The sequence below is a fragment of the Streptomyces sp. NPDC041135 genome, from assembly GCF_055592085.1.
On record NZ_JBVIYZ010000007.1, the window covers coordinates 154,907 to 180,062 of the forward strand.

At 72.5% G+C, this 25,156-nt stretch carries 15 protein-coding genes and 1 pseudogene; 9 read left to right on the top strand and 7 right to left on the bottom strand.

Annotated elements, in window-relative coordinates:
- The first annotated feature begins 6 nt into the window (after window positions 1-6).
- The 4 genes from ACZ6CZ_RS18665 to ACZ6CZ_RS18680 all read left to right on the top strand — a co-directional run bounded on the left by ACZ6CZ_RS18665 (window position 7) and on the right by ACZ6CZ_RS18680 (window position 6,127).
- Window positions 7-984 carry a carbohydrate ABC transporter permease gene (locus ACZ6CZ_RS18665; RefSeq protein WP_469022012.1) on the top strand — a complete coding sequence of 326 codons (978 nt, stop codon included), beginning with the start codon at window positions 7-9 and terminating at the stop codon, window positions 982-984.
- Window positions 985-1,001: 17 nt separating this feature from the next.
- The gene (locus ACZ6CZ_RS18670) at window positions 1,002-1,898 is read left to right on the top strand and encodes a carbohydrate ABC transporter permease (RefSeq protein ID WP_469022014.1); all 897 of its coding nucleotides are present in this window, start codon (window positions 1,002-1,004) and stop codon (window positions 1,896-1,898) included.
- Between the two features lie 179 nt (window positions 1,899-2,077).
- On the top strand, window positions 2,078-3,673 hold the full coding sequence (locus ACZ6CZ_RS18675) for a glycoside hydrolase family 13 protein (RefSeq protein WP_469022016.1): 1,596 nt from the start codon (window positions 2,078-2,080) through the stop codon (window positions 3,671-3,673).
- Between the two features lie 78 nt (window positions 3,674-3,751).
- The gene (locus tag ACZ6CZ_RS18680; RefSeq protein WP_469022019.1) at window positions 3,752-6,127 is read left to right on the top strand and encodes a discoidin domain-containing protein; all 2,376 of its coding nucleotides are present in this window, start codon (window positions 3,752-3,754) and stop codon (window positions 6,125-6,127) included.
- 89 nt (window positions 6,128-6,216) lie between these two features.
- Here ACZ6CZ_RS18680 and ACZ6CZ_RS18685 read toward each other — a convergent pair whose 3' ends face one another.
- Window positions 6,217-10,062 (bottom strand): discoidin domain-containing protein, encoded by a 3,846-nt coding sequence (locus ACZ6CZ_RS18685; protein WP_469022022.1) that lies wholly within the window; start codon window positions 10,060-10,062, stop codon window positions 6,217-6,219.
- Between the two features lie 763 nt (window positions 10,063-10,825).
- On the opposite strand from ACZ6CZ_RS18685, the gene helR reads away from it, so the two are divergent.
- Entirely contained in the window at window positions 10,826-12,973 is a 2,148-nt protein-coding gene (helR, locus tag ACZ6CZ_RS18690) for an RNA polymerase recycling motor ATPase HelR (protein ID WP_469022024.1), read from the top strand.
- Window positions 12,974-12,985: 12 nt separating this feature from the next.
- Here helR and ACZ6CZ_RS18695 read toward each other — a convergent pair whose 3' ends face one another.
- From ACZ6CZ_RS18695 to ACZ6CZ_RS18705, 3 genes are all read right to left on the bottom strand, one after another.
- Window positions 12,986-15,115, bottom strand: coding sequence for a SpoIIE family protein phosphatase (locus ACZ6CZ_RS18695; protein ID WP_469022027.1), 2,130 nt, complete (start codon window positions 15,113-15,115; stop codon window positions 12,986-12,988).
- A 252-nt stretch (window positions 15,116-15,367) separates the two neighbouring features.
- Window positions 15,368-15,697: an alpha-amylase gene (locus ACZ6CZ_RS18700; protein WP_469022030.1), complete on the bottom strand. Its 330-nt coding sequence runs from the start codon at window positions 15,695-15,697 to the stop codon at window positions 15,368-15,370.
- A gap of 603 nt (window positions 15,698-16,300) precedes the next feature.
- Window positions 16,301-16,471, bottom strand: coding sequence for a hydrophobic protein (locus tag ACZ6CZ_RS18705; protein ID WP_469022033.1), 171 nt, complete (start codon window positions 16,469-16,471; stop codon window positions 16,301-16,303).
- Between the two features lie 337 nt (window positions 16,472-16,808).
- On the opposite strand from ACZ6CZ_RS18705, the gene ACZ6CZ_RS18710 reads away from it, so the two are divergent.
- The 3 genes and pseudogenes from ACZ6CZ_RS18710 to ACZ6CZ_RS18720 all read left to right on the top strand — a co-directional run bounded on the left by ACZ6CZ_RS18710 (window position 16,809) and on the right by ACZ6CZ_RS18720 (window position 18,794).
- Entirely contained in the window at window positions 16,809-17,645 is an 837-nt protein-coding gene (locus tag ACZ6CZ_RS18710; RefSeq protein WP_469022036.1) for a hypothetical protein, read from the top strand.
- A 434-nt stretch (window positions 17,646-18,079) separates the two neighbouring features.
- Window positions 18,080-18,406: pseudogene (locus ACZ6CZ_RS18715) on the top strand (MFS transporter); the annotation flags it as partial.
- A 16-nt stretch (window positions 18,407-18,422) separates the two neighbouring features.
- The gene (locus ACZ6CZ_RS18720; RefSeq protein WP_469022632.1) at window positions 18,423-18,794 is read left to right on the top strand and encodes a hypothetical protein; all 372 of its coding nucleotides are present in this window, start codon (window positions 18,423-18,425) and stop codon (window positions 18,792-18,794) included.
- A 52-nt stretch (window positions 18,795-18,846) separates the two neighbouring features.
- Here the strand turns inward: ACZ6CZ_RS18720 and ACZ6CZ_RS18725 are convergent, their stop codons facing one another.
- From ACZ6CZ_RS18725 to ACZ6CZ_RS18735, 3 genes are all read right to left on the bottom strand, one after another.
- Entirely contained in the window at window positions 18,847-19,803 is a 957-nt protein-coding gene (locus tag ACZ6CZ_RS18725; protein ID WP_469022038.1) for a hypothetical protein, read from the bottom strand.
- 164 nt (window positions 19,804-19,967) lie between these two features.
- Entirely contained in the window at window positions 19,968-23,120 is a 3,153-nt protein-coding gene (locus ACZ6CZ_RS18730; RefSeq protein ID WP_469022041.1) for a glycosyl hydrolase 115 family protein, read from the bottom strand.
- Window positions 23,121-23,327: 207 nt separating this feature from the next.
- Window positions 23,328-23,471 (bottom strand): dihydrodipicolinate synthase family protein, encoded by a 144-nt coding sequence (locus ACZ6CZ_RS18735; protein ID WP_469022044.1) that lies wholly within the window; start codon window positions 23,469-23,471, stop codon window positions 23,328-23,330.
- A 289-nt stretch (window positions 23,472-23,760) separates the two neighbouring features.
- On the opposite strand from ACZ6CZ_RS18735, the gene ACZ6CZ_RS18740 reads away from it, so the two are divergent.
- Window positions 23,761-25,146: an SGNH/GDSL hydrolase family protein gene (locus tag ACZ6CZ_RS18740; protein WP_469022046.1), complete on the top strand. Its 1,386-nt coding sequence runs from the start codon at window positions 23,761-23,763 to the stop codon at window positions 25,144-25,146.
- The last annotated feature ends 10 nt before the right edge of the window (window positions 25,147-25,156 follow it).

Sequence of the window (25,156 nt, forward strand, 5' to 3'; positions counted from 1 at the left end):
GCCACGATGAAGACCGCAGCTGAACGCGCGGCCGCCGCCCCGGCCCCCGTACGCGCCACCGTGCCGCCGCCTTCCTCCCCGAAGGCGCGCACGGCGGGCCGCCGGGGCGGCGCGCCGTGGCGGCGCACCCTCCTCGACCAGGTCCGGGCCTACGCGTTCCTGGTCGGCGGCCTGCTCTGCTTCGCCCTGTTCTCCTGGTACCCGGCGATCCGCGCGGTGGTCATCGCCTTCCAGAAGTACACGCCGGGGTCGGCGCCCCAGTGGGTGGGCACGGACAACTTCACCCATGTCTTCCACGACCCCGAGTTCACGACCGCGTGGCAGAACACCCTCGTGTTCACCGCGCTGGCCCTGCTCATCGGCTTCGCCGTGCCGTTCGTCATGGCGCTGGTGCTCAACGAACTACGGCACGCCCGGGCCTTCTTCCGCGTCGTGGTCTACCTGCCGGTGATGATCCCGCCGGTGGTCAGCTCGCTGCTGTGGAAGTGGTTCTACGACCCCGGCGCCGGCCTCGCCAACGAGGCGCTGCGCTTCCTGCACCTGCCGACGTCTAACTGGACCAACGGCGCCGACACCGCGCTGGTGTCGCTGGTCATCGTGGCGACCTGGGCCAACATGGGCGGCACCGTGCTGATCTACCTCGCCGCCCTGCAAGGCATCCCGGGCGAGCTGTACGAGGCGGCCGAGCTGGACGGCGCGAACATCTGGCAGCGGGTGCGGCACGTCACGATCCCGCAGACCCGGTTCATCATGCTGATGCTGATGCTCCTGCAGATCATCGCCACCATGCAGGTGTTCACCGAGCCGTTCGTCATCACCGGTGGCGGGCCGGAGAGCTCCACCGTCACGGTGCTCTACCTCATCTACAAGTACGCGTTCCTCTATCAGGACTTCGGCGGGGCCTGCGCCCTGAGCGTCATGCTCCTGGTCCTGCTGAGCGCGTTCTCCGCCCTGTACCTGCGGTTCACCCGCACCGACGACTGAGAGGAGGACCAGCGATCATGTCCGCCAAGCAGAACGGGTACGCGGTGCGCACCCTCGTGTCACCGCTCACGCTGTCCAGGACCCGCGGCAAGGCCGTCTACTGGACCGTGTTCGGCGCGGTGATCGTCGCCTTCGCCCTGGCCTTCCTCTTCCCCGTCTACTGGATGGCGACCGGCGCCCTGAAGTCACCGGACGAGGTCACGCGCACCCCGCCGACCCTGGTGCCGGACCGGTGGCACATCAGCGCGTACACCGACGCCTGGGACCTGATGCAGCTGCCCCAGCACCTGTGGAACACGGTCGTCCAGGCGGCCGGGGCCTGGCTGTTGCAGATCGTCCTGTGCACGGCCGCCGCGTACGCCCTGTCCAAGCTGAGGCCCGCCTTCGGCAAGGTGATCCTCGGCGGCATCCTGGCGACCCTGATGGTCCCGGCGCAGGCACTGGTCGTGCCGAAGTACCTCACCGTCGCCGACCTGCCGCTGATCCACACCAGTCTGCTCAACGACCCGCTGGCGATCTGGCTGCCCGCCGTGGCCAACGCCTTCAACCTGTACCTGCTCAAGCGCTTCTTCGACCATATCCCGCGCGACGTCCTGGAGGCCGCCGAACTCGACGGCGCCGGCCGCCTGCGCACCCTGTGGTCGGTGGTGCTGCCGATGTCCCGGCCGGTGCTGGGGGTGGTGTCCATCTTCGCCCTGGTCGCCGTGTGGCAGGACTTCCTCTGGCCGCTGATGGTCTTCTCCGACCCCGACAAACAGCCGATCAGCGTGGCCCTGGTGCAGCTCTCGCAGAACATCCAGCTGACCGTCCTGATCGCCGCCATGGTCATCGCCAGCGTCCCGATGGTCGCCATGTTCCTCGTGTTCCAGCGGCACATCATCGCCGGGATCAGCGCCGGCAGCACCAAGGGCTGAACCGGCCCGCGAACCCGGCACCCCGGCACCCCGTTCCCGCGCGCCGCCGCCTCCCGGCCCTCCCCGTCCCCGCTGCCGGGGAGCGGCGGCGCGCGGCAGCCCGCCGCGCCGAGCCCGTATCCCGCCGCTCACGGTCCCACGGCCGCGGGCGAGACCACGCATGCCCGAAAGGAACCCTCATGGACCCGGCCGACGAGCAGTGGTGGCGTGGCGCCGCCATCTACCAGATCTACGTGCGCAGCTTCGCGGACGGAGACGGAGACGGCACCGGTGACCTCGCGGGCGTGCGCGCCAGGCTGCCCTACCTGGCCGAACTCGGCGTCGACGCCCTGTGGTTCACCCCCTGGTACCTCTCGCCCCTGGCCGACGGCGGCTACGACGTCGCCGACTACCGGGCCATCGACCCGGCCTTCGGCACGCTCGGCGAGGCGGAGAAGCTGATCAGCGAGGCACGCGAGCTGGGCCTGCGCACCATCGTCGACATCGTGCCCAACCACGTCTCCGACCGGCACCCGTGGTTCCAGGCGGCGCTCGCCGCCGGACCCGGCAGCCCGGAGCGCGAGCTGTTCCACTTCCGCCCCGGGCGCGGTGCGCACGGCGAACTGCCGCCGAACGACTGGCCGTCGGAGTTCCCCGGCGCCGCCACCTGGACCCGGGTCCCGGACGGGGAGTGGTACCTGCACCTGTTCACGGCCGCGCAGCCCGACCTCAACTGGGCGCACCCGGCGGTCCGCCGGGAGCACGAGGAGGTGCTGCGCTTCTGGTTCGAGCGGGGCGTGGCCGGGGTGCGCATCGACTCCGCGGCGCTGCTCGCCAAGGACCCCGAGCTGCCGGACTTCGTCAAGGGCCGCGATCCGCACCCGTACGTCGACCGCGACGAGCTGCACGACATCTACCGTTCCTGGCGGGCCGTCGCCGACGAGTACGGCGCCGTCTTCGTCGGTGAGGTCTGGCTGCCCGACACCGAGCGCTTCACCCGCTACCTGCGCCCCGACGAGCTGCACACCGCCTTCAACTTCGACTTCATGACCCGGCCCTGGTGCGCCGCCGAGCTGCGCCAGTCCATCGACGCGACCCTCGCCGAGCACGCCGCCATCGGGGCGCCGGCGACCTGGGTGCTGTGCAACCACGACGTGACGCGCACCGTCACCCGGTACGGGCGGGCCGAGTCCGGGTTCTCCTTCGCCGCCAAGCGGTTCGGCACGCCGACCGACCTGGCGCTGGGCACCCGCAGGGCGCGTGCCGCCGCCCTGCTGTCGCTCGCGCTGCCCGGCGCCGTCTACCTGTACCAGGGCGAGGAACTCGGGCTGCCGGAGGTGGAGCTGGCGCCGGAGCGCATCCAGGACCCGATGCACTTCCGCTCCGGCGGTCTGGACCCGGGCCGGGACGGCTGCCGGGTTCCGCTGCCCTGGGCCGCCGGTGAGCCGCACCACGGGTTCGGCTCGGTGTCCGAGCCGTGGCTGCCGCAGCCCGCTGACTGGGCGGCGTACGCGGCCGACCGGCAGGCCGCCGATCCCGGGTCGATGCTCGCCCTCTACCGCACGGCGCTGCGCATCCGCCGCGGCGAGCCCGGCTTCGGCGACGGACCGCTGAGCTGGCTCGACTCCCCCGGCGAGGTGCTGGCCTTCGCCCGGGAGGGCGGACTGGTCTGCGTCGTCAACCTGGCCGCGGAGCCCGTCGCGCTCCCCGGCCACACAGCCGTCCTGCTGACCAGTGGCCCCCTGGACGACGAGGGCCGGCTGCCGCAGGACACGGCGGCCTGGCTGCGGGCCTGACCTCCGCAGCCCGGCCGCCGGACCCGAAGTACTGCACACGGCACTTCCCCTCCCCCCATCAGGAAGGTGCAGAACGACATGGAGACAACCACCAGGCCGACACCAAGACGGTGGCTCGCCGCCGTCCTGGGAGCCGCGCTGGCCTGCACAGGGGCCGCCACGGCCGTCGCCCGGACGGCCGGCGGCGCCCAGGCCGCGACGGCCGCCCTCTCACCGCTGGCCGTCGCGGGCCGCGGCGCCACCGTCCCGTTCACGGAGCTGGAGGCGGAGGCCGCGCGCACCAACGGCACCGTCATCGGCCCCGACCGCACCTACACCGCGCTGCCCTCCGAGGCCTCGGGCCGCAGCGCGGTCAAGCTCGACGCGGCGGGTGAGTACGTGGAGTTCACCCTCACCCAGCCGGCGAACGCGGTGACGGTGCGCTACAGCGTGCCGGACAACGCGGCCGGTACGGGCATCACCGCGCCCGTCGAGCTGAGCGCGGACGGGACGAAGCTGAAGGACCTGTCCTTCACGTCGAAGTACAGCTGGTTCTACGGCAGTTACCCGTTCACCAACTCCCCCGGCGACAAGCCGCACCACTTCTACGACGAGACCCGCGCCCTGTTCGGCAAGACCCTGCCGGCCGGTGCGAAGGTTCGCGTCACCCTGCCCTCGACCACCGCCACCCCCTCGGCCACCGTGGACCTCGCCGACTTCGAGCAGGTCGCGGCGCCCGTGACGCAGCCCGCCGGTTCGCTGTCGGTCACGGACTACGGCGCCGACCCCTCCGGCGCCGCGGACTCCACGGCCGCCATCCAGAAGGCGGTGGACGCGGGCAAGGCGCAGGCCAGGACGGTGTGGATCCCGCAGGGCACGTTCCGGCTCACCGACCATGTGGTGGTCGACCAGGTGACCCTGCGCGGGGCCGGCCCCTGGTACTCCGTGCTGACCGGCCGCAGCTCCACCGACCGCAGCCGGGCGGCGGGCATCTACGGCAAGTACGTCGGCGGCGGCGGTTACGGCGGCCAGATCCGTCCGCAGGAGGCGGGCGGGCCCAGCCGGAACGTCACGCTCAAGGACTTCGCCATCATGGGCGAGATCACCGAGCGGGTCGACGAGGACCAGGTCAACGGGCTCGGCGGCGCGCTGAGCGACTCCACGGCCGACAACCTGTGGATCCAGCACACCAAGGTCGGGGCCTGGATGGACGGGCCCATGGACAACTTCCACCTCAGGAACAGCCGCATCCTCGACCAGACGGCCGACGGGGTGAACTTCCACTGGGGTGTCACCAACTCGTCGGTGGAGAACACCTTCCTGCGCAACACGGGCGACGACGGCCTCGCCATGTGGGCCGACACCAAGAACAACGTCGGTGACAGCTTCAGGAACAACACCGTGGTGGCGCCGATCCTCGCGAACAACATCGCGGTCTACGGCGGCAAGGACATCTCCGTCACGGACAACGTCGTCGCGGACACGCTGACCAACGGCGGCGGCCTGCACGTCGGCAACCGCTACCCGGGGGTCGGCCCCGGCAACGGCACGGACGTCTCCGGTACGTTCACACTGGCCCGCAACACCACCATCCGGGCGGGCAACACGGACTACGGCTGGCCGTTCCCGATCGGCGCGGTGTGGTTCGACGCCCGGGGCAGCGCCATCGACAAGGCCGTCATCAAGGTCACCGACACCGACATCCTGGACAGCTCCTACTCGGCCGTCATGTTCGTCTCCGGCACCACGAAGGGCGTCGAGTTCAGCAACGTGAACATCGACGGCACCGGCACCTTCGCGATGCAGTTCAACGACCCCGCGTCGGCCTCCTTCACCAACGTCACGGCCAAGCACCTCGGGTTCTCGGAGCCGGTCTACAGCTGCCTGGGCAGCCAGCTGTCCCTCACCCAGGGCGCGGGCAACTCCGGCTGGAACAGCAAGCTGCCGGCCACCTACTGCGGTGAGTGGCCCAAGCCGAACTACGACCACGGCGGAACGGACCCCACCCCGCCGCCCACCTCGCCGCCGCCCACGTCCCCGCCGCCCTCCTCGACGGACAACCTGGCCAAGGGGCGCCCGGTCACGGCCAGCGGCAGCACCGACGTGTACGTGCCGGCAAGGGCCGTCGACGGTGACGCGAACTCGTACTGGGAGAGCACGAACAACGCCTTCCCGCAGTGGCTGACCGTCGACCTCGGCGCCGCCCGGAGCGTGGGCCGGGTCGTCCTGAAGCTTCCGCCCGCCACCGCCTGGGGAGCCAGGACGCAGACCCTGTCGGTGCTCGGCAGCACGGACGGCTCGTCCTTCGGTGAACTCCTCGCGTCGAAGGCCTACCGCTTCGACCCGGCGACCGGCAACACGGCGACGGTGACCCTGCCCGCCGGTACGAGCACGCGCTACCTGAGGGTCCGGGTGACGGCCAACACCGGCTGGCCCGCGGCCCAGTTCAGCGAGGTCGAGGCGTACACCTCCTGACCGAACGGCAGAAGGACGACGTACAGGGTCCGGCCCGCCGATCACGGGGCCGGACCCTGCACTCGTGTCCGCCAGGCGGAACGCGGCTCCTACGGGTTGACGTTGATCTTGAAGGTGGACGTGGTGTTCTTGATGTCCTGGGCGTTGTCGCTGAGGGTCAGCCGGTTGAAGGTGACCTCACCGACGGCCGGCCCCTGACCCGCCTCGGGCATCTCGTTCGCCCACACCCCGAAGCCCGACTTGGCGTCGTAGGCGTCCGCGCTGCGGTGCGCGCCGGAGATGGTGATGTCGTTGAGGATCGTGTCCTTGATGGGGAACTGCGGCTGCCCGCCGGAGTAGTTGGTCTGGAACATGATGCCGCTGTACGTCGGGCTGGTGATGTCGACGTTGTTGATGCGGATGCCCTGGAAGACCTTGGACGCGGAGAACAGCCAGATGCCGGGGAAGGTCTGGCCGTTCCAGAAGTGGCCGCCGCAGCGGTCGACGGTGATGTTCTCCAGCGTCGTCGGATCCGTACCGAACCCGTTCATCGGGTAGCCGAAGTCGAGCGAGCTGACGGTGATGCCGGAGTAGACCAAGGTGTCGGCGATGCGGATGTTGCGGAAGGTGTTGTGGTAGCCGCCGTACACGGCGATACCCGCGGCCCGCCAGGTCAGCAGGGTGGTCAGGTTCTCGTAGACGTTGTTCTTCTCGTCCGCGCCGCCCGCGTCGATCGCGGAGAACAGCGCGAAGCTGTCGTCGCCGGTGGCCCGCGCCTCGTTGTTGACGACGTGGTTGTCCGTGGAGCCGTTGGTCATGTTGACGCCGTCGGCGAAGGTGTCGCGGATGCGGGAGTTCCTGATGGTGATGTTGTCGGTGTTGGCGCCCCAGTAGAGGCACACCGTGTGCTCGTTCCAGATGTTGTCGATCGTCACGTTCGCGATGTTGGAGAAGTCGAAGACCTTGCCGGGGCCGTCGATGCGCGAGGTGTAGTTGCCGAAGTAGGAGAAGTTCGCGAACGTCGAACCGGCCGCCGTGCCGTCGGCGCGGAAGCCCACGTCGGTGTTCTCCTGCCCGGCGGGCGCGTGGAAGCGGGTGAACCAGGGACCGGCGCCGACGACCTTGACGGCCTTGCCGTACACCTGGAACTTGCTGGAGGTGTCGTAGTCACCGGCCGGCAGGTAGACGCCGACGAGCTTGCCGGTGGTGTCCATCCGGGCCTTGTCGAGGGCGTTCTGCACGTCCTGCTGCGAGAAGCCGGCCGGCACGGTGTAGGCGGCCGGGTCGGGGTTGGCGAGCTGGGTGGCCTGCTCCAGGCTGACGAAGTCGATGGCGTACCGCGAGGTGTTGGCCGCGTCCTTCTGGAGCCTGATCCTGCTGCCCGCCGGGACGGTCCTGCCGAGCAGGACGTTGGCCTCGTCGTAGACGTGCCGGGCCGGGCCCGCGCCGGGCGAGTTGCCGGGACCGGTCTCCGCGCCGTACAGCCAGGCGTAGTGGGAGGTGAGGTCGATCGCCTTGAGGAAGGTGCCGTCCACGTAGACGTCGAGGGTCGCGCTGGTGCCGCCGCCGCTCGCGGAGTCGGGGATGGAGAACCGGGTCACCAGGGTGTTCGTGGCGGCCCTGGTGGTGAACTCCACCGACGAACCGGTGCCGTCCAGGGTGACCGCCTTGCGGCCCGACGCCTCGCCGGCGAGGTCGCCGACGGTCCGGTTCGGCCCGATCACCTGGGCACCGCCCGCCACGACGCCGTCCTCGGCCTCGTACATGTCGTACGGCATGCCCGCGCCCCGCCCGATGAACAGCGGCTGGGTGCTGGTGTTGTCGGCCTGCTTGGCCGGTATCTCCTTGGCGTCGGCGGCGATGACCGTCTTGACGGTGTACTTGCCGTTCACGGCCGTCCAGGTGCCCAGGCGGAGGGGCGCGGTGGTGGCACCGGGCGGGATCGAGCCGTCGTAGGTGCCCGTGAAGGTCTTGACGACGGTGCCGCCGGCGTCGGTCAGGGTGAGCGAGACGGCGTGGCCGCCGGACGCGGAGGCGATCGTTCCCTGGTTCTTGACCGCGACCGAGAAGGCGACCGTGTCACCGGCTGCCGGGGCGCCGGGCGACCAGCTCACCGGGGACGCGACCAGGTCGGAGGTGTCGGTCGCCCTGACCACCAGGGGGCTGGGGCCGTTGTAGGAGTTGTTGCCCTCGTTCTGCTCGATGACCTTGTTCGCCGGGTCCGCGACGGCGCTGAGCGGGTAGCTGCCGGCGCCGCGGGTGCCGATGCCCGCGGTGACCGTCTGCGACGCGCCCGCGGCGAGGGCGCCGACGTTCGCGGTGGCGACCTTGGTGCCGCCGAGCTGGAAGTCGACGCCGGTCGCCGCCGAGGCGGCCGTGCCGCGGTTGTGGACCGTGGCGGACAGGCTGATGGAGTCCGCCTCGGTGGGGCTCTGCGGGGACGCCGTCAGGCCGGTGATCTCCAGATCCGGGTTGGCCGCGGGCGTCCCGAGCACCTGGAACTCCGCGACCTGCCCGCCCGTCGCGCCCGAGTTGGCGGTGAACCTCAGCTGGACGTCGGCGACCCGGCCGGTCACCGGGATGGTGACGGAGTTGCCGCTCGCCGGGTCGAAGGCGTAGCTCCGGGCCGCCACCAGCGTGGCGAAGGTGCCGGCGCTCTGCTCCCGGCCGAGGACCTCGATGGTCTGGCTGCGCGACGCCCAGATGCTGTCGGGGTTGAGCTTGACGACGACCGCGCTGGTGTCGGCGTTCGCCCCGAGCTTCACGGTGAGGGTGCTCGGGTAGCCGCCCGGCGCGCTCTCCCAGTACGTGCTCGTGCTGCCGTCGACGGCATTGGCGGCCACGTACGTCTGCTGCACGGAGGAGGCGCTGACCGGCTTGCCGAGGGCGAGGTTGGTGGCGGCGTCCGCGCCGCTGTACCGGGTGACGGCCGGACTGGCGGGCGAGAGGTTGCCCGCCGCGTCCCGGGCGCGCACCGAGTAGGCGACCGTCCGGTGCGCGGGCGGGGTGAAGGTGTACGAGGTGGCGTGCGCGCCGACCTGTGCCGTCCGCCTGCCGTCGGCGTAGATGTCGTACCCGGTCACCGCCACGTCGTCGCGCGACGCCTGCCAGGTCAGCGCGAGCCTGCCGCGCCCGTCCGGGGTGAGCGCCGGTGCGGCGGGCGCGACCGGCCGGCCGGTGTCGCCCGCCGCCGCGGTCCGGGTGAGCGTCCTGCTGTTCGCCGACTGGTTGCCCGCGGCGTCCCTGGCCCGGACGAAGTACGACGCCGCGCCGGTGCCGCCCTGGGGGTCGGTGTACCGGTGCACGGACGCCGGGACGCTGGTGCGCAGCCGACCGTCGACGTAGACGTCGTAGGCGGTCACCTTCGTGTCGTCCCGCGCGCCGCCCCAGGTCAGCGTCGTCCGGCCGGACCGGGTCAGGGCCGCGCCGCCGGGAGCGGCGGGCGGCTGGTTGTCGCCGGTGGCCGGGCCGTACACGGCCAGATCCGCCAGCTCACCGGCCCGCGTGCCGGACGTGGTGGAGAACAGCACGCGGACGTAGCGGGTGGTGGTGACCCCGAGGGACAGCGTGACCCGGCCGGCTCCCGCCGCGCCCGCCCGGCGCTCCTGCGGAGCGGTGAGGTCGGTGAAGTCCCGCCCGGTCGTACTGCCCTGCACCTTGAACGTCCGGGCGGGTACCGCGCCCGCGCCCGTGCCGGGCAGGGTGAGCGCCACCTGGGACACCCGCCTGGTCGCGCCCAGGTCCACCTGGACCCACTGCGTCCGTCCGGTCCGTTCGCTCTGCCAGAAACTTGCGCTGTTCCCGTCGGTGGCGCGCTGCGCCGGGTGGCCTCCGAGGTTGCTGCTCGCGGTGACGGTGGCTCCCCGGGCGAGGTCGGCACCGAGCGCGGGGGCGTCCGCCGCCGCGGCCAGTGCCGGCAGCCCCACGGCTGCCAGCGAAGTGGTGACGGCAGCCACCAGGGCTCGTCGTCTGAAGCGTTGCCTGATCACGGTGGAACCCCAATCGTCAGCCCCGCCGCCAGGACGACGGACGAGGCGCGGCTCTGTCTTCATCGCCGAAGGTGTCACCCTCTGCCTGACAGCCTTCGATTTTTTGCGTTCGGCTGCCGGAGAATGCCAGAGAACTGTGTTGGGGTCTACAGGATCAGCGCGCTCTATTACACCCGGGCGCTCGGGCGTTGCTGCGGGGAGATGACACCGGCCGGTGGCTCGGGCAGGTGGTTCCGGGGCGCGGCCGCCGGTCAGGAGACGCACGGGGGCCGCTCACGGCCGGGCGGGGCGTCTCGCGCAGCCGGTGGCAGGAGGCCCTCCGACCGGGCGGAAAAGGAAAAGGCAAGGAGGTCAGCCGCTCCTTGCCACTCTCAAGCTATAGCGCACCGGGGGGCTTGCCGCAAGGCCCCCCTCCTGCCGGAGAATCTCCGGCCTGAGCGACCACCCGCCCTCACGACCCCCGGACACCGGCATACCCGCACGCCCGCGCACCAGCACGCCCACGCACCCGAGCGCCCAGGCGCCCGAGCACCCCCGCGCCGCGACCTGCCACCCGGCACCCCGGCGACCCGCCACCGGTCACCGCACGACCCGGCCCGGCCACCGCCGCGACCTCGTCCGCGGCTGCGACCACGGCTGCGGCCACCGACCGGGATATCCTCGCCGCGGAGCGCCGGTACGCCTTGCCGCGCATGACCGTCGCAAGCGGCCTCATATCGGAGCTGATCAAGTGAACCCCCTGACCACCAGCGCCTTCGACCTTCCCGAGCGCCTCGCCCCCAAGGCCGACCCGGCGCTGATCGCCCGCGACGAGCGGCATTTCGCGGCCCTCGCGGAGTGCCTCGAGCAGTCGATCGCAGAGGTGGCCGCCCAGCTGGACGCGGAGCGCCGGGCGCCCGGCGGCGCCGGCCGCCAGGCGATGGACCGGGACACGGAGGTCCACCGGCTGACCGCCCGGCTGCGGGCGCTGCGCCGCTTCGGGCTGGACCTGTGCCTCGGGCACATGGTCACCGCGGACGACCCCGAACCCGTCTACGTCGGGCGTCTCGGCCTCACGGACAGCACGGGCCGCCGGCTGCTGATCGACTGGCGCTCTCCCGCGGCCGAACCGTTCTTCGGTGCCACCCACGCCAACCCGATGGGTCTGACCAGCCGCCGCAGGTACCGCTGGACCCGGGGCCGGATCAGCGACTACTGGGACGAGGTGTTCACCCCGGACGGGGCCGCCGGGCACGCCGCGCTCGACGACCAGTCCGCGTTCATCGCCAGCCTGGGCGGCGACCGCTCGCCCCGGATGCGGGACGTCCTCGGCACCATCCAGGCGGACCAGGACGCCATCATCCGGGCCACGTCCCGAGGCGCCCTCGTCGTCGACGGCGGCCCGGGTACGGGCAAGACCGTCGTCGCCCTGCACCGCGCCGCCTACCTCCTGTACTCCGACCCGCGTCTGGGTCACCGCAGGGGCGGCGTGCTGTTCGTCGGCCCGCACCGGCCCTACCTCGCCTATGTCGCCGACGTCCTGCCGAGCCTCGGGGAGGAGGGCGTGCAGATCTGCGTCCTGCGCGACCTCGTCGCCGAGGGGGCCTCGGCGGTGGCCGAGACCGACCCGGACGTGGCCCGGCTGAAGTCGTCCGCGGACATGGTGAAGGCGATCGAGAAGGCCGTCCGGTTCTACGAGGAGCCGCCCGCCGAGGGGATGACGGTCACCACCCACTGGTCCGACGTTCCGCTGACCGCCGACGACTGGGCCGTCGCCTTCGAGGCGGCGGAACCCGGCACGCCGCACAACGACGCGCGTGAGCAGGTCTGGGAGGAACTCCTGGCGATCCTCACGGAGAAGCACGGCGGAGACGTCCCGCCCGCCCTGCTGCGCAAGTCGCTGCTGCAGAACCGGGAGCTGCTGGCGGCCTTCAACCGCGCCTGGCCGCTGCTGGAGGCGACCGACATCGTGTCGGACCTGTGGTCGGTCCCCGCCTACCTGCGCCTGTGCGCTCCCTGGCTCGACCGCGACGAGGTGCGCAAGCTCCAGCGCGCCGGGACCCAGGCCTGGACGGTGTCCGACCTGCCGATCCTGGACGCGGCCCGGCAGCGCCTCGGTGACCCGGAGGCGTCACGGCGCAGCCGCCGGCACAAGGCCTCGGTCGCCGCCGAACGCGAGCGCATGGCCGGTGTCATCGACAACCTGCTCGCGGCCGACCCCGACGGCGAGGGGGCGGTGACGATGCTGGCCGGCGAGGACCTCCAGGACAGCCTGATCGACGACAGCGCGCTGCCCGCCGTCGAACCGGACCTGCTGGCCGGCCCGTTCGCGCACGTCGTCGTCGACGAGGCCCAGGAACTCACCGACGCGGAGTGGCAGATGCTGCTGCTGCGCTGCCCGTCGCGGAGCTTCACCATCGTCGGGGACCGGGCACAGGCCCGGCACGGGTTCGCGGAGTCGTGGGAGGAACGCCTGCGCCGCATCGGGCTCGACCGGGTGAACCTGGCCTCCCTGAGCATCAACTACCGGACGCCCGAAGAGATCATGGCGGAAGCCGAGCCGGTGATCCGGGCCGCGCTCCCGGACGCCAACGTGCCGGTCTCCATCCGCTCCGGCGGTGTTCCCGTCGTCCACGGCTCCACCGGCGATCTGCGGTCCGTCCTCGACACCTGGCTCGCCGCCCATCCCGACGGGACCGCGTGCGTCATCGGCGACCCGTCCTTCCCGCCGGCGCCGCGCGTGCGGTCGCTGACGCCCGAGCTGTCCAAGGGCCTGGAGTTCGACCTCGTCGTGCTCGTCGACCCGGAGGAGTTCGGCGCGGGCGTCGAGGGGGCGGTCGACCGATACGTCGCGATGACCCGGGCAACCCGGCAGCTCGTCGTCCTCACCGGTTCCTGACGCCGGACGGGCTCAGCCCGGCCGGTGGCTGATGAGGAGCAGGGCGATGTCGTCGTCGCGGCGCGCCGAGCGCCGGGCCTGGCCCACGAGGCTGTCGGCCAGGGCGTCCATGCTCACGTTCCGGGCGTGCGCGACCTGGTCGGCCAGAGCGGCGATCGCGTCCTCGATGTCGGTGCCGGGCGCCTCGACAAGCCCGTCGGTGTACAGGGTGAGCATGGCGCCGGGCGGCAGCGGAATCCCGGTGCTGGGGTAGTCGGCGGCCCGGTCGATGCCCAGCAGCAGTCCGGGCGACAGCTCCACGACCTCCGTGCGGCCGTCCGGGTGGCGCAGGATCGGCGGCGGGTGCCCGGCGGTGGCCAGGCATGCACGCCGGCGGGGGAGGTCGAGGTCGACGTAGAGGCAGCTGGTGAACAGGCCGGGGTTGAGGTCGGTGAGCAGGCGGTTGGTGCGGGCGAGGACCTCGCCCGGGGGCGCGCCCGCGCTGGCGTGGACGGCGGTGCGGACCTGGCCCATGAGGGTGGCGGCCTGCACGTTGTGGCCCTGGACGTCGCCGATGGCCGCGGCGGCCTTAGCCTCGTCGAGGCGGATCAGGTCGTAGAAGTCGCCGCCGACGTCCATGCCGTGCCTGGCGGGGAGGTAGCGGGCGGCGACGTCCAGACCCGGCACGTCGGGAAGCGCGCTGGGCAGCAGGCCGGCCTGGAGGTTGCGGGCGAGCTGGTGCTTGGCGTCGTAGAGACCGGCGCGGTCCAGGGCCTGGGCGATCAGTCCGGCGGTCGAGGTCAGGATGGCGCGCTCCTCCTGGGAGAAGGTGTGCGGCCGGTCGTAGGCGAGGACCAGGGAGCCGACCGGGCGCCCGGAGGTGATCAGCGGGAGGAACGCCCAGGCGGCCATGTCGTCCTGCCGGACCGCGGGGGGATAGGCCCGCTGGAGGTCATCGAAGGCGGCGAAGAAGCCGGGGACGCCGGTCGTCAGGACGTGCACGGCGGGGGTGTCCGAGTTCAGCGGGGCGGCGTCGAAGCGGCGCACGAGGGCGGCGGAGTAGCCGCGGTGGCCGATGACGCGCAGCCGGCCGTCCTGGGCGGCCATCAGGGCGAGCGCCTGGGCACCGAAGGCGGGCAGGACCTGGTCGGCGACCCGTTCGACGACGTCGCGTACGCCGACGGCTTCGGTGAGCGTGGCCGCGAGGTGCATCAGGTGGTAGAGGGCCGTGGCGCGGCCGGGTTCCACGGGGGGTGCGGGGTGCACCAGCCGTGGCGGGGCCCAGGTGTGGACCGAGGCGCTGGGGACGACGCGCACGCTGATGCCGGTCGCGTCCGGGTAGAGGTGGAAGGACAGCCGGCGGTCCGGTGGGCGCAGGGCGGTGAACGAGGTGGGCTCTCGGCTGAGCGCCGCGGCCCGGTAGCGGTCCTCGGAGACCGGGGTGTCCAGCCAGGGCAGCGCCTCCCACGGCAGGGCGCCCAGCAGGTCGTGGACCGTGGCGCCGAGCAGGTCCGCGGCGGCGGTGGTGATGAAGGTGATCCGCCCGTCCGGGTCGAGGGCGCAGCAGCCGTCGGGCAGCCGCTCGGCGAAGCCGACCGCGGCCTGTGCCTCGTCCGGCCCGGCGGTACGGGTGGGCAGCGCGGGCAGCAGGTGCGGCTCGGGCGGTGCCAGTACCGGCCGCCCGCCGTCGGCGGCCTGCCACAGGAGCCGGCCCAGGCAGCGGCAGGCGTCGGTGATCGCCTCGCGCTCACCCTCGCTCAGCGCGGGCGGGTGGGTGCTGGACCAGTGCAGCACCAGGCCGCCCCACACGGCCTGGCCGCCGGCGACGGGGGCGGCGGCCATGGTGAAGGGGTGGGGCAGGACGAGCGCCAGTTGCGGATAGTGGCGGGCCAGCTCCTGCTGACTCCCGATCCAGACCAGGCGCTGTTCCCGCACGGCGTCGCTCACGGGGGTCGCGGCCGCCGGTGCCACTCTGGCCCACGCCGAGGCGATCCGCCACGAGATGCCGCCGAGCACCGTCAGCTGCAACGTCCGCCCGTCCGGCGACAGCAGGTAGAGCGCACCTAGGTAGGCACCGGTGTCCCGCACGACACGGGTCATCACCGGACTCAGCAGTTCGGGGCCGAGGTCCGCGCCGGACGTCCCGGACGGGGTGTCGGACATGCGTCACCTCCCCGTACGGGCGCCGGCCCCGGGCCACCGGCCGGCGGGCACCGCCGCACCCGCCCCCGGCCCGGCCGGCCGCGGCGGCGCCGGGCCGCGCCCGTCGCCCCGGGCACACTGAGCGTCACCCATACAGGGACGATACGCCCGCGATGCAGTGGCGGCACGGCCTGCCACCGCCCGGCGCCGGGTGCCGGGCCGGGAGCGCCCGCGGGGGCACCGGCGGCACCCGGGCCCGCTCGCGCGAGGCGGTCACGTGGGCTCGCACAGGGCGAGGTGGTCGGCGTGACCGTGCTGGCCGAGGTAGCCCTCGCCGACCGTGGCGAAGGCGGTCGGCGGCAGCGTGCGGCACAGGCTCGTGGCACCGTCCTGGTAGACGACCGCCACACTCAGCGTGTCGGCGCAGTCGTTGGCGGCGTTCGTGTAGCGCCAGCTCTCGTACATGGCGACGCACGAGGGGGCCGCCACCGGGGTGAGGGGCTCGGCGGAGGCCGGCCCCGCGAGGGCGAGGGAGAGGGCCGACGCCGCGAGCGACCCGAAGAGTCCGACGGACGCGGTGATGCGCTTCATCCGCTTCTGCATGACCGGTGGCCTCGATTTCGTGAAGGGACAGATGTTCCCATACCGAATGATTCGGTCCGAACGCGCTGTGGGCGCGTTCGAGAGTCGAAGCTTTCAAGACCGGTCGGCCGAACGCAAAGCGCCGCCAACGGTTCAGGTCACCTGGGGTGTTGCATTTCTGATGCGGCCTCACCTGCGGAAATGCCGCTGCGTCGGCGTTCTTTGACAAGGTGACGACTCAACCATTGCGGTACGTCCCGCCGGGAGCGCGGCCGTTCGGGCAGGCGAGCGGCTCCGTCCGCCGACGGGGCGCCCGCTTCGCCTGCAAGCCGCCGCGCGTCGCACCGGCCCGCTTCTGGCCGGTCACCGCCCCGTTCCGGACCGACGACAGCGGGTGGGAAGGGGATGGGGATGGGGATGGGGATGGGGATGGGATGGGCTGGGGCCCGGCGATCGGAGGCAGGTCCCACTGCTTTCGCCGGACCCCAACTGTCGGTCCGGGTGCCCGGGAAGACAGTGCTCACACCGTTTGCCCGCGGGCCCGGCCGGGCCCGGACATGACTGTGGGCCCCGGAAGTCCCGGGGCCCACAAGTGGTCTCGCTACAGGCCGGGTTGCCGCCAAATCACCAGCGGTACCAACGGCCCTTGCGGCCGCCGCCGTCCGCGGTACGCACCACGAAACCGAGCAGCCACACGATCAGCACGATCACCGCGATCCACCACAGTGCCTTCAGTGCGAAACCCGCACCGAAGAGGACCAGAGCCAGCAGAAGAACGAGAAGCAGGGGAACCATAGTTATCAACCTCCGACGCTACTGGTGCCCTGCGAACCTGGGAACATACGAGCGATCCACCTGGTTTTTTCACGCCGCCTCCGGGCACTTTCCTCCTTTTCCCCAACTCCGCGCGTTACGCGCCGTGTTGCCGCCCCGCACCCATACCGCCGCGCCGGTTGCCGGACTTGCAGAAGAGAACACCCGACCGCTCACCCGTGGTATCACTACGTCACGGCGGCACACAGCGGTACGGGCTGCCGTCTCGCATGCAGTGCCGGAGACCGCAATCCGGACTCCGCACGGGCGCGGGTTCCCGGCCCAGGGCCTGTGGGGTCCATGAAGGAGCGTGAACGTCATGTCCGAGACCACCACCGGATCAAACGGGGTGACCAACCAGTACGCGGCCCGGGTCGCCGACGATCTGGAGACCAACCGCAAAGAGCAGGAACGTGTCGCCGGTGAGATCGCCCTCCTCCAGGAGGAACTCGCGAGACTCGAACGGGACCGTTCGGTGCTGCAGAGCATCCAGCAGGCCCTCGGCGTGGACGCCGGCGCGGACCTCCCGGCGGCGGAACCGGCCGCGGCGGAACCGGCCGCGAAGGAATCGGCCGCGGTGGTCCCCGCCCCGCGGAAGAAGGCCCCGGCCACGGCGGGCGCCTCCAGGCAGCGGTCCAAGAAGTCCGCCCCGGCGGCCGGCAAGCCCGCCGCCAAGAAGCGGGCGCCCCGGAAGAAAACGGCGGGGACGCCCGGCGAGACGGCCGCTGCGGCCCCCGTCGAGGCCGCTGCCGAGGCCCCCGTCGAGGCCGTCGCCGAGGCCCCCGCCGAAGCGACTCCCGAGACGTCCGCGAAGGCATCCGCGGAACCGGCTCAGCCCTCGCTCGTGTCCCTGGTCCGCGAGCACCTGGCGAGTCAGAGCGAACCGCGCTCCGCCGCCGAGATCGCCCAGGCGCTGGGGCAGCAGCATCCCGGCCGCGCCATCAAGACGACGGTCGTGCGCACCACCCTGGAGAGCCTGGTGGCCAAGAGCCACGCGCAGCGCAGCAAGCAGGGCACGTCCGTCTTCTACACCTCCCCCGACGCGGCCGCCGGCCCGGCCGCGACCGCGAAGCAGGACCGCAAGCAGGACCAGAAGCAGAGCCGGGAGACCGCGCGGCCGGAGGAGCAGGGCAAGGCGGGTCCGGCCGACGAGTGATCCGGCCGGGCCCGCGGTCACCGCGGCGCGTACGCTCACCCGTCCGCGCCGTACCGCCGAGCCCGGCCGCCCCCGCCGATCGTGGCCGTCACCACGGCGGCCGCCGGCGCGGCGGGGGCGGCCTGCGCCGGCGGCCCAGGCGCTCCTGGCGTGTCCTGGTTGCAGGGGACGGACGGCCGCCGGGAAGGCACCCCGCGCCTCCGACGACGCGCCGCGCACCGCACGGCGGCCCGCCGGGGCCTTCGTCGCCGTCGCCCTCGCGCTGTTCTGCGTCCAGCTCGGCTTCTTCGCGCTGAACCTGGCGATTCCCGGGATCGCCGAGGACTTCCGCCTCAGCGTCTCGGCAGCGCAGTGGGCGCTCTCCGCCTACATGCCGGCCATCGGCTGCTTGTTCATCGTCGGCGGACGGCTGCGATCTGCTGGGCCGGTGTCCCGTGCTGCTGACCGGCATCGCGCTGTTCGGCGCGGCCTCGGCGGGCTGCGCGCTCGCGCCTTCGGCCGGGGCGCTCGTCGGGGCCCGGGTCGTCCAGGGGATCGGCGCCGCGCTGCTCTTCCCGGTGCCGGTCTCCGTCGTCACCAACGCCTTCCCGGACGCCACGCGGGCCCGCGCGCTGGGTGCGGCCTTCGCCATCGCCAACGCGGGTACCGATCCGGGGCCGTTCGTGGGCGGCGGGCTCACCGACGGGCCCGGCTGGCGCTGGATCTTCTGGCTGCCGGCCCCGCTCAGCGGCTTCGCCCTGGTGATCGCCCGGCTGCCTTGCCGTCGTCCTCGCCCTGGTGAGCCCGACCCTCGCCGTCGAACGGGGCAGCGCCTGGGGCCGGGACCACCCCCGCACCCTCGCCGTCCTGGGCGTCGCCGTGCTGAGCGGTACGGGCTTCGTACTGCGGGAGCGCGCCTGTCCGCATCCGCTGGTCGACTTCCGCCTCCTCCGCAACGCCACCTACGCGGTGACCGTCTTCCTGGTCACCCCGCTCACCCCCGAGACCGGTCCCGCGGACGCCTACGACGCCGTCCTGCGCACCGGAGGTGCCGTCATCGTGGCCGCCTCGGCGCTCGTGCCGACCGTGCACCGCCCGCTCCCGGCCCACGGCGGACCGCCGGCCGCCCCGGGCGCGACCGGCCCCGCGAACCACGGGTGGCCCGGCTGACGGACGCGGGCGGCGGGCACACCGGCACCGCGCCGCCGTCCCCACCCCGCCCTCACTGCCCCGCCGTCGCCCGGCGCTGCGCCTGGTCGAACTCGGTGAGCGGGTCGCCGCCGATGTTCCAGGGCCACGGGGTGACGACGCCGTTGAGTGCCTCGAACAGCGGCCGCGCCTCGTGGCGCCGGTCGGCGGCCATCAGCACGTAGGCGAGGAGGTTGAGGTCGGCGAGCGCCCGGGCGTGGCGCAGGAAACCCGGCTGCGCCCAGGCGTGGGCCGCCCGGTCGAGGGCCTGGACGGCCGACGCCCGGGACCAGTGGCTGCGTGCCGTGAGCGCTTCGAACCCGCCCCGGGCGAGCACGGCCTGGTACTGGGCGACCTGTGCGGTCAGCTCGACCGCCGCGCAGGGTGCGTTGGCGGGCATCCGCGCGGTGAGCGCGTCCACGAACTCCATGACCTGGATCCGCGAGCCCACCTCCTCCGGCGCGAGGTAGCCCAGCATGTCCAGGTAGGCCTCACGGTTCCAGCGGTCACGCGCGAGCACCTCGTTCCACACGCCGAACGTCCTGGGCTGCTCCCAGCGCTCCTGACGTGCCACACCCAGCAGGACCACCCAGGGGGTGGGGTCCTCCGCGTCGAGTTCGGCGGCGTGCAGGCAGTCGTCGACGGCGGCGGCCGCGTCCTCCAGCCGGCCCTGGGAGCGGCCGCGGGCCAGCCGGGTCCAGGAGTGCAGGACGAGCGCGGTGGCGTTGCGGGGTTCGCGCGCGGCCCAGTGGCCCGGGAGACGCGAGGCGGACAGGTAGTCCGCCAGGACGGACATGCGGTGCGTCCGCCGGTCCCAGTCCCCCGGTTCCTGGTCCAGCAGCCGGGAGATCTGCGCGACACACAGGTCCGTGGTCGCGATGGTGCCGCTCCGCGTCGTCGCCCGGAGGGACTTCAGGAGCCTGCCCAGGTCCTGATCGTCCAGTTCCGGGACAAGTCGTACCTTTGTGCGGCGGCTTGAAAGGAATGCCATGCGGGGAGGCTAGGCGGAACCTGGCTTCGCACAACCCGTGAGCCGAGATCGTTATCGCATCACGCCTGTCCGCCACCCATCCCCTGGCCTCCGGATCGATGGTGCACCCGGCGCACCGGTGCGCATGGCGCCGGTGCGCCGGGGTGGGATGGGGCCGCGTCAGGTCAGGTCAGGTGCCTGCTTTCCTGGGGGCCCAGGTAGGTGTAGGTCAGGCCGCCCGTGTCGATGACGAGCTTCTGGAGCACGACCGTCGGATCGACCATCCAGAACGTCAGCACGTGGTGTCCGGGGGTGTCGATGTGATGGGTCGTGGCCGTGCGGTTGACGTTGTCCGCGGTGTTGCGGCCCCACTGGGTGTTCATGGTGAGGTCGCTGGAGCCGGTGGCGGCGATGATGTCCACGGTCTGCGGCGTCCGGTCGTCGAAGGAGACGGCGTAGCGCAGGCCCGCGGTGGGCAGTGCGGCGTTGCGCGGCGAGAGGTGGGCCCAGACGGTGACGGGTCCGGTGGTGAAGAGGGTGAGGTCGTACTCGAGGCGGGGGCCCGAGCCCGCGGGCCGGGAGGACGCGGTGACGGGGAACGGCTCCATGCCGTCGCCGGTGCGCCCGATGCCGGGAACCCGCTTCCAGGCGACGCCCGGTACCGGCACGTTGCGGGAGTGGTGCGCGGCCTCGACGCAGACGTAGCCGCCGGCCTCGACGAAGCCGGTGAGGCGGGAGCGGGGCAGGTCGGGGTTGTCGACGACCGCCTGGACGGTGACCGTCGTGCCCTCGCTGCCGGTGATGGTCACGGGGACGCGGCTGGTGCCCTTGGGGGCCGCGTGCCAGTCGACGGTGAGGACGACGCGCTGCTCGGTGGTGACCGTGCCGCCGGTGTGGTTCGCGGTCAGCCACGAAGCGCCCGTGCGCAGGCGGTAGTCGAAGGGGGTGGCGCCGCGGTTGAAGACGTCGATGTACTGGGCGGGCCGTGTCTGGAAGGGGCTGAGGACGGGCAGTACGGCCGTGCCGGGGTCGTGGGGCCACCAGCCGTCGGAGCCGTCGACGGCCACGCCCATCCCCGCCGCCTCGGGCAGGGTGATCCGCTGGAGGGCTGGGTAGATCTTGTCGGGGGACGGGGGCTCCTGCCAGGACGCGTCGCTGCCGTAGCGGTCCTTGTCGCCGTAGCCGATGTGGGTCTGGATCTGGAAGCCGTTCCACTTGCCGCCCGCGACCCGGTGGTTGAAGCGGTCGGCGAGCGCGCGGTCGTCGGCGAACCGGGCCTCGGCGATGTCGGCCTGCTCGTTGGTGGCGGCCCTGCCCTGCGCGGCGTAGCGGATGTTGGTGAACTCCGCCTGGCGCAGCAGATAGAGGTTGGCGGTGGCCCGCACCTGGTAGCCGACCAGCTCGAACCAGGCGTCCTGGTCGCTGCCGGGCAGCCGGGCGGCGACCCGGTCGGCCTTCGCGGCCAGGTCCTGCCACTCCTGGGTGACGCGGTCCAGTTCCCGGTGGCCGGTCTGGCTGAAGGGGGTGGCCCGGTCGTCGGTGATGACGGCCGCGGCTCCGGCGGGGTCCTTCGCCGGGTCGAGGGTCTGGCGGCGGTTGAGCAGTTCCGGCTTGCGGCGCGCCTGCAACCGCTCGTACGTCCGCAGCACGTCCGCGATCGCGCCGGCGAGCCGGCCGTCGAAGTTCTGCCGCGCGTAGCGCAGATCCCACTCCGGCAGCTGGTCCGGGCCCCATCTCGCCGGGTTCCAGGCGTAGTCGAGGAAGAACTGGGTGGGGCGCTCGTTGCCCTTGACGTCACCGGAGTTGGCGACCCACAGGCTGCGGCTGCCGTAGGCGTACGTCTGGTGCAGCTGGTCCTGCACGTTGGGCAGGGAGTTGGTGTCGACCCACTTGTAGTTGCGGCTGGCTCCGACGTAGTCGAAGTGGTAGTAGAGCCCGTAGCCGCCGGTGCGGGGTTCGGCGGCGGTGTCGGGCAGCTTGCGGACGTTGCCCCAGTTGTCGTCGGTGAACACCACGATGACGTCGTCGGGGGCGCGCAGGCCCTCGTCCCAGTAGCGCTGCACCTCCTTGTACATCGTCCACACCTGCGGCACGGAGGTGACGTCCCTGCCGGTGACGTCGGCGATGATCTGTCGCTGGGTGGCGATGATCTGCCGCATCAGCTCGATGCCGTCGCCGTCGCTCAGCGCGGTGTCGCCGTTGCCGCGCATGCCGAGGGTCACGACGCCCTCGAAGCCCTCGTCGGTCATCCGCCGGATGCCCTCGCGCCAGTACGCCTTCAGCGCCTCGGCGTTGTGGCGGAAGGACCATTCGCCGGTGCCGCCGTAGGGGTCGTGGCCGGGGGTGGTGACGTTGCCGTTGCCGTCGCGCACGGCGGCGACCGCGTGGCGGTTCCACTCCTCGATGCCGCGCATCATGGGTGCCTCGTGGGAGGTGCCCATGACGACGCCGTAGCGGGTGGCGGTGGCGTGGTTGTGCGGGTCGTCCTCGGCGAAGGCCCGGCCCCAGACGGCCGGCCAGAGGTAGTTGCCCTTCAGCCGCAGCAGCAGCTCGAAGACCTTCTCGTAGAGCGCGGAGGTGAACCCCCCGGGATAGCCGGGCGCCTTGCCCTCCCCGAACGTCGCGGCGGCCCAGGTGCTCAGGGCCGGGCCCTCGTCGTTGACGAAGAAGCCGCGGTACTTCACGGCGGGCGTGCCCTGGGTGTGGCGGCCGGGCGAGACGTAGAGGGCGTCGCGGTGGACCGGCCGTACGTCGTCCCAGTAGTGCCAGGGGGACACGCCGATGCCGCGTGAGACGTCGTAGACGCCGTAGATGGTGCCGCGCTGGTCGCTGCCGGCGATCACGAACGCCCGTCGCACGCCCGGCAGCGGGTTGTCCACCACGGTCTGCAGGGACGTCTCCCAGGCCCCCTCGATCCCGCTGACGTCGAGTTTCCCGGCGGCGACGAGGCCGTCGACGAGCGGGCTGCGGCCGATGGTCCCGATGATCGTGATCTGCGGCTCGTCCGGCGCCGTGTCTCTCGTGAGGGCCGGACGGACGCCGGTCACCCGCTCGATGTCGGCCTGGAGGTCACCGGCGACCCGTACCACGCCCGGCCAGTCGTCGGCGCTGACCACCAGCGGCACCGCGCGGCCGGAGCGGACCAGCGGGAAGGCGCCGGGGCCGGGTGTGAAGGTGAGGTACGCCCCGGGGTCGGTCGGCCGCGGGGAGGGCTGGGCGGCGTGTGCCTGCCCGGCCGGTCCCAGCAGCGGTCCGAGGGGTCCGGCGAGCGCGGCCGCGCCCACGGCCCAGCCCAGGACCGATCGCCTGCTCACCGGCTGTCTGGTGTTGTCGTCCACGGGGGCTCCTTGTGGTTGGCGGGACGGTAGGGGTGCGGCCGGACGGGAGGACGGGAGGTGGGGGGTGTGCGGGACGGGCGGGTGCCGTCAGGCCCGCTCCGCCGCCGGGACCGGGGCGCCCGGTGCGGCGTCGGTCCGCGGGTCGGAGAAGTTCGACGCCGAGGCCCGGGGTGCGCGGGACGGCGACCGCTCCGGCGCGGAAGCCGATTACTCCCCGGCCCCGCAGGCCACGAACACGCCGCCCGCGCCGGCCCGCACCCCGCGCTCCACCTGCTCCGAAAACTTTCGGAGGTTGACCGAATCATTCGAGTCGAATGGCGTGACCGGGACGAACAGAACACCCTCGAACATGGAGCCTCGCTCGATCGACGATCACATACATGAACGACCGTCAGAGTGACGAACCGCCCGACGGAACCTAGAGCCGCGCTCCCGGGGCGGTCAAGATGCGCGTACGCCCTGACTTTTGAGGCTCAGTGCGGATCGTGGCGCGTCTGCCGTCCACCGGAAAGCCTTTCCCGCACGGGGGTTGTGCGCACACCTGGGCCCCTTCCATACTTCCGAACACTTCGACATGTTGATCGAATGTTTCGGACCGGCCTGGAGGTCAGCCTCTGGGTCAGTGACGGAGGACTTCACCGTGAAGCGGATCTCATCGCCGGCCGGCCTGGCGGTGGCGCTGTTCGTCGCGACGGCCGCCCTCGTCGTTCCCGCGGCGACCGGAGCGAGCGCGCACAGCATCGACAGCGCCGCCACCGCTCCGAGCGGCGCCGCAGGCTCCGGGTACGCCCGCCCGGACACCGCGGGCGCGCACTGGGTGAACACCTGGACGGCCATGCCGCAGCTGACGGAACCGGCCAACATGCCGCCGGCGCCGTTCACCCAGGGCGACGCGGTCCTCGCGCACGCCACTCTGCGCCAGACCGTGCACGTCTCCGTCGGCGGCCGGTACGTGCGCCTGCGCTTCTCCAACGCCTTCGGCGGTACGGATCTGCCGGTCACCGGGGTCTCGGTGGCACGGCCCGACGGGGGCGGGGCGGGCGTCAGCGCGACCGTGCCCGGCAGCTCCCGGCCGGTCACGTTCGGCGGGCGGGCGGGCATCGACATCCCCAAGGGCGCCCAGGCGGTCAGCGACCCGCTGGACTTCGCCGTCCGGCCCGGCGCGAACCTCTCCGTGACCCTCTACCTCGCCGACGGGCAGGCCTCCACCTCCGTCACCTCCCACCCCGGCTCGCGCACGACCTCCTACCTGATCTCCGGCGACCACCGCGACGACACCGACCTGCCCGGCGCCACCGCGGTCGACCACTGGTACTTCCTCAGCGGTCTGGAGGTGTGGTCCCGGAGCACGACCTCCGCGGCGGTCGTGCTCGGCGACTCGCTCACCGACGGCCGCGGGTCCACCACCAACCTGAACGACCGGTGGCCCGACCGGCTGGCGGCCGGACTGCGGTCCCGGCCCGGCACGTCGGGCGTCGCGGTCCTCAACCAGGCGGCCGGCGGCAACCGCGTCCTCAACGACGGGCTCGGCCCCAACGCCCTCGCCCGTTTCGACCGCGACGTGCTGGCCCAGAGCGGTGTGCGGTGGCTGCTCGTCTTCGAAGGCGTCAACGACATCGGCACCGCCGACGCCACCAAAGCCGCCGCGCGGAAGGCAACGGCCGAACTGGTCGGCGCCTACGAGCAGTTGATCACCCGCGCCCATGCCCAGGGCATCCGGGTCTACGGCGCCACGCTCACCCCCTTCGGCGGCAACGGCTACGACGACCCGGCCGGCGTCCGCGAGGCCGCCCGGCAGGCCGTCAACCGGTGGATCCGCGGCAGCGGCCGGTTCGACGGGGTCGTGGACTTCGACCGGACCGTCCGTGACCCCGCCGACCCCCGCCGCCTCTCCCCCGCCTACGACACCGGCGACCACCTCCACCTCACCCCGGCCGGATACGCGGCCCTCGCGGGCGCCGTCCCCGCGGACCTCTTCCGCCGCTCCGCCCTCCCGCCGGCCTTCCCGGCAGCCGCCGCGCACTGACCGGGGCGGT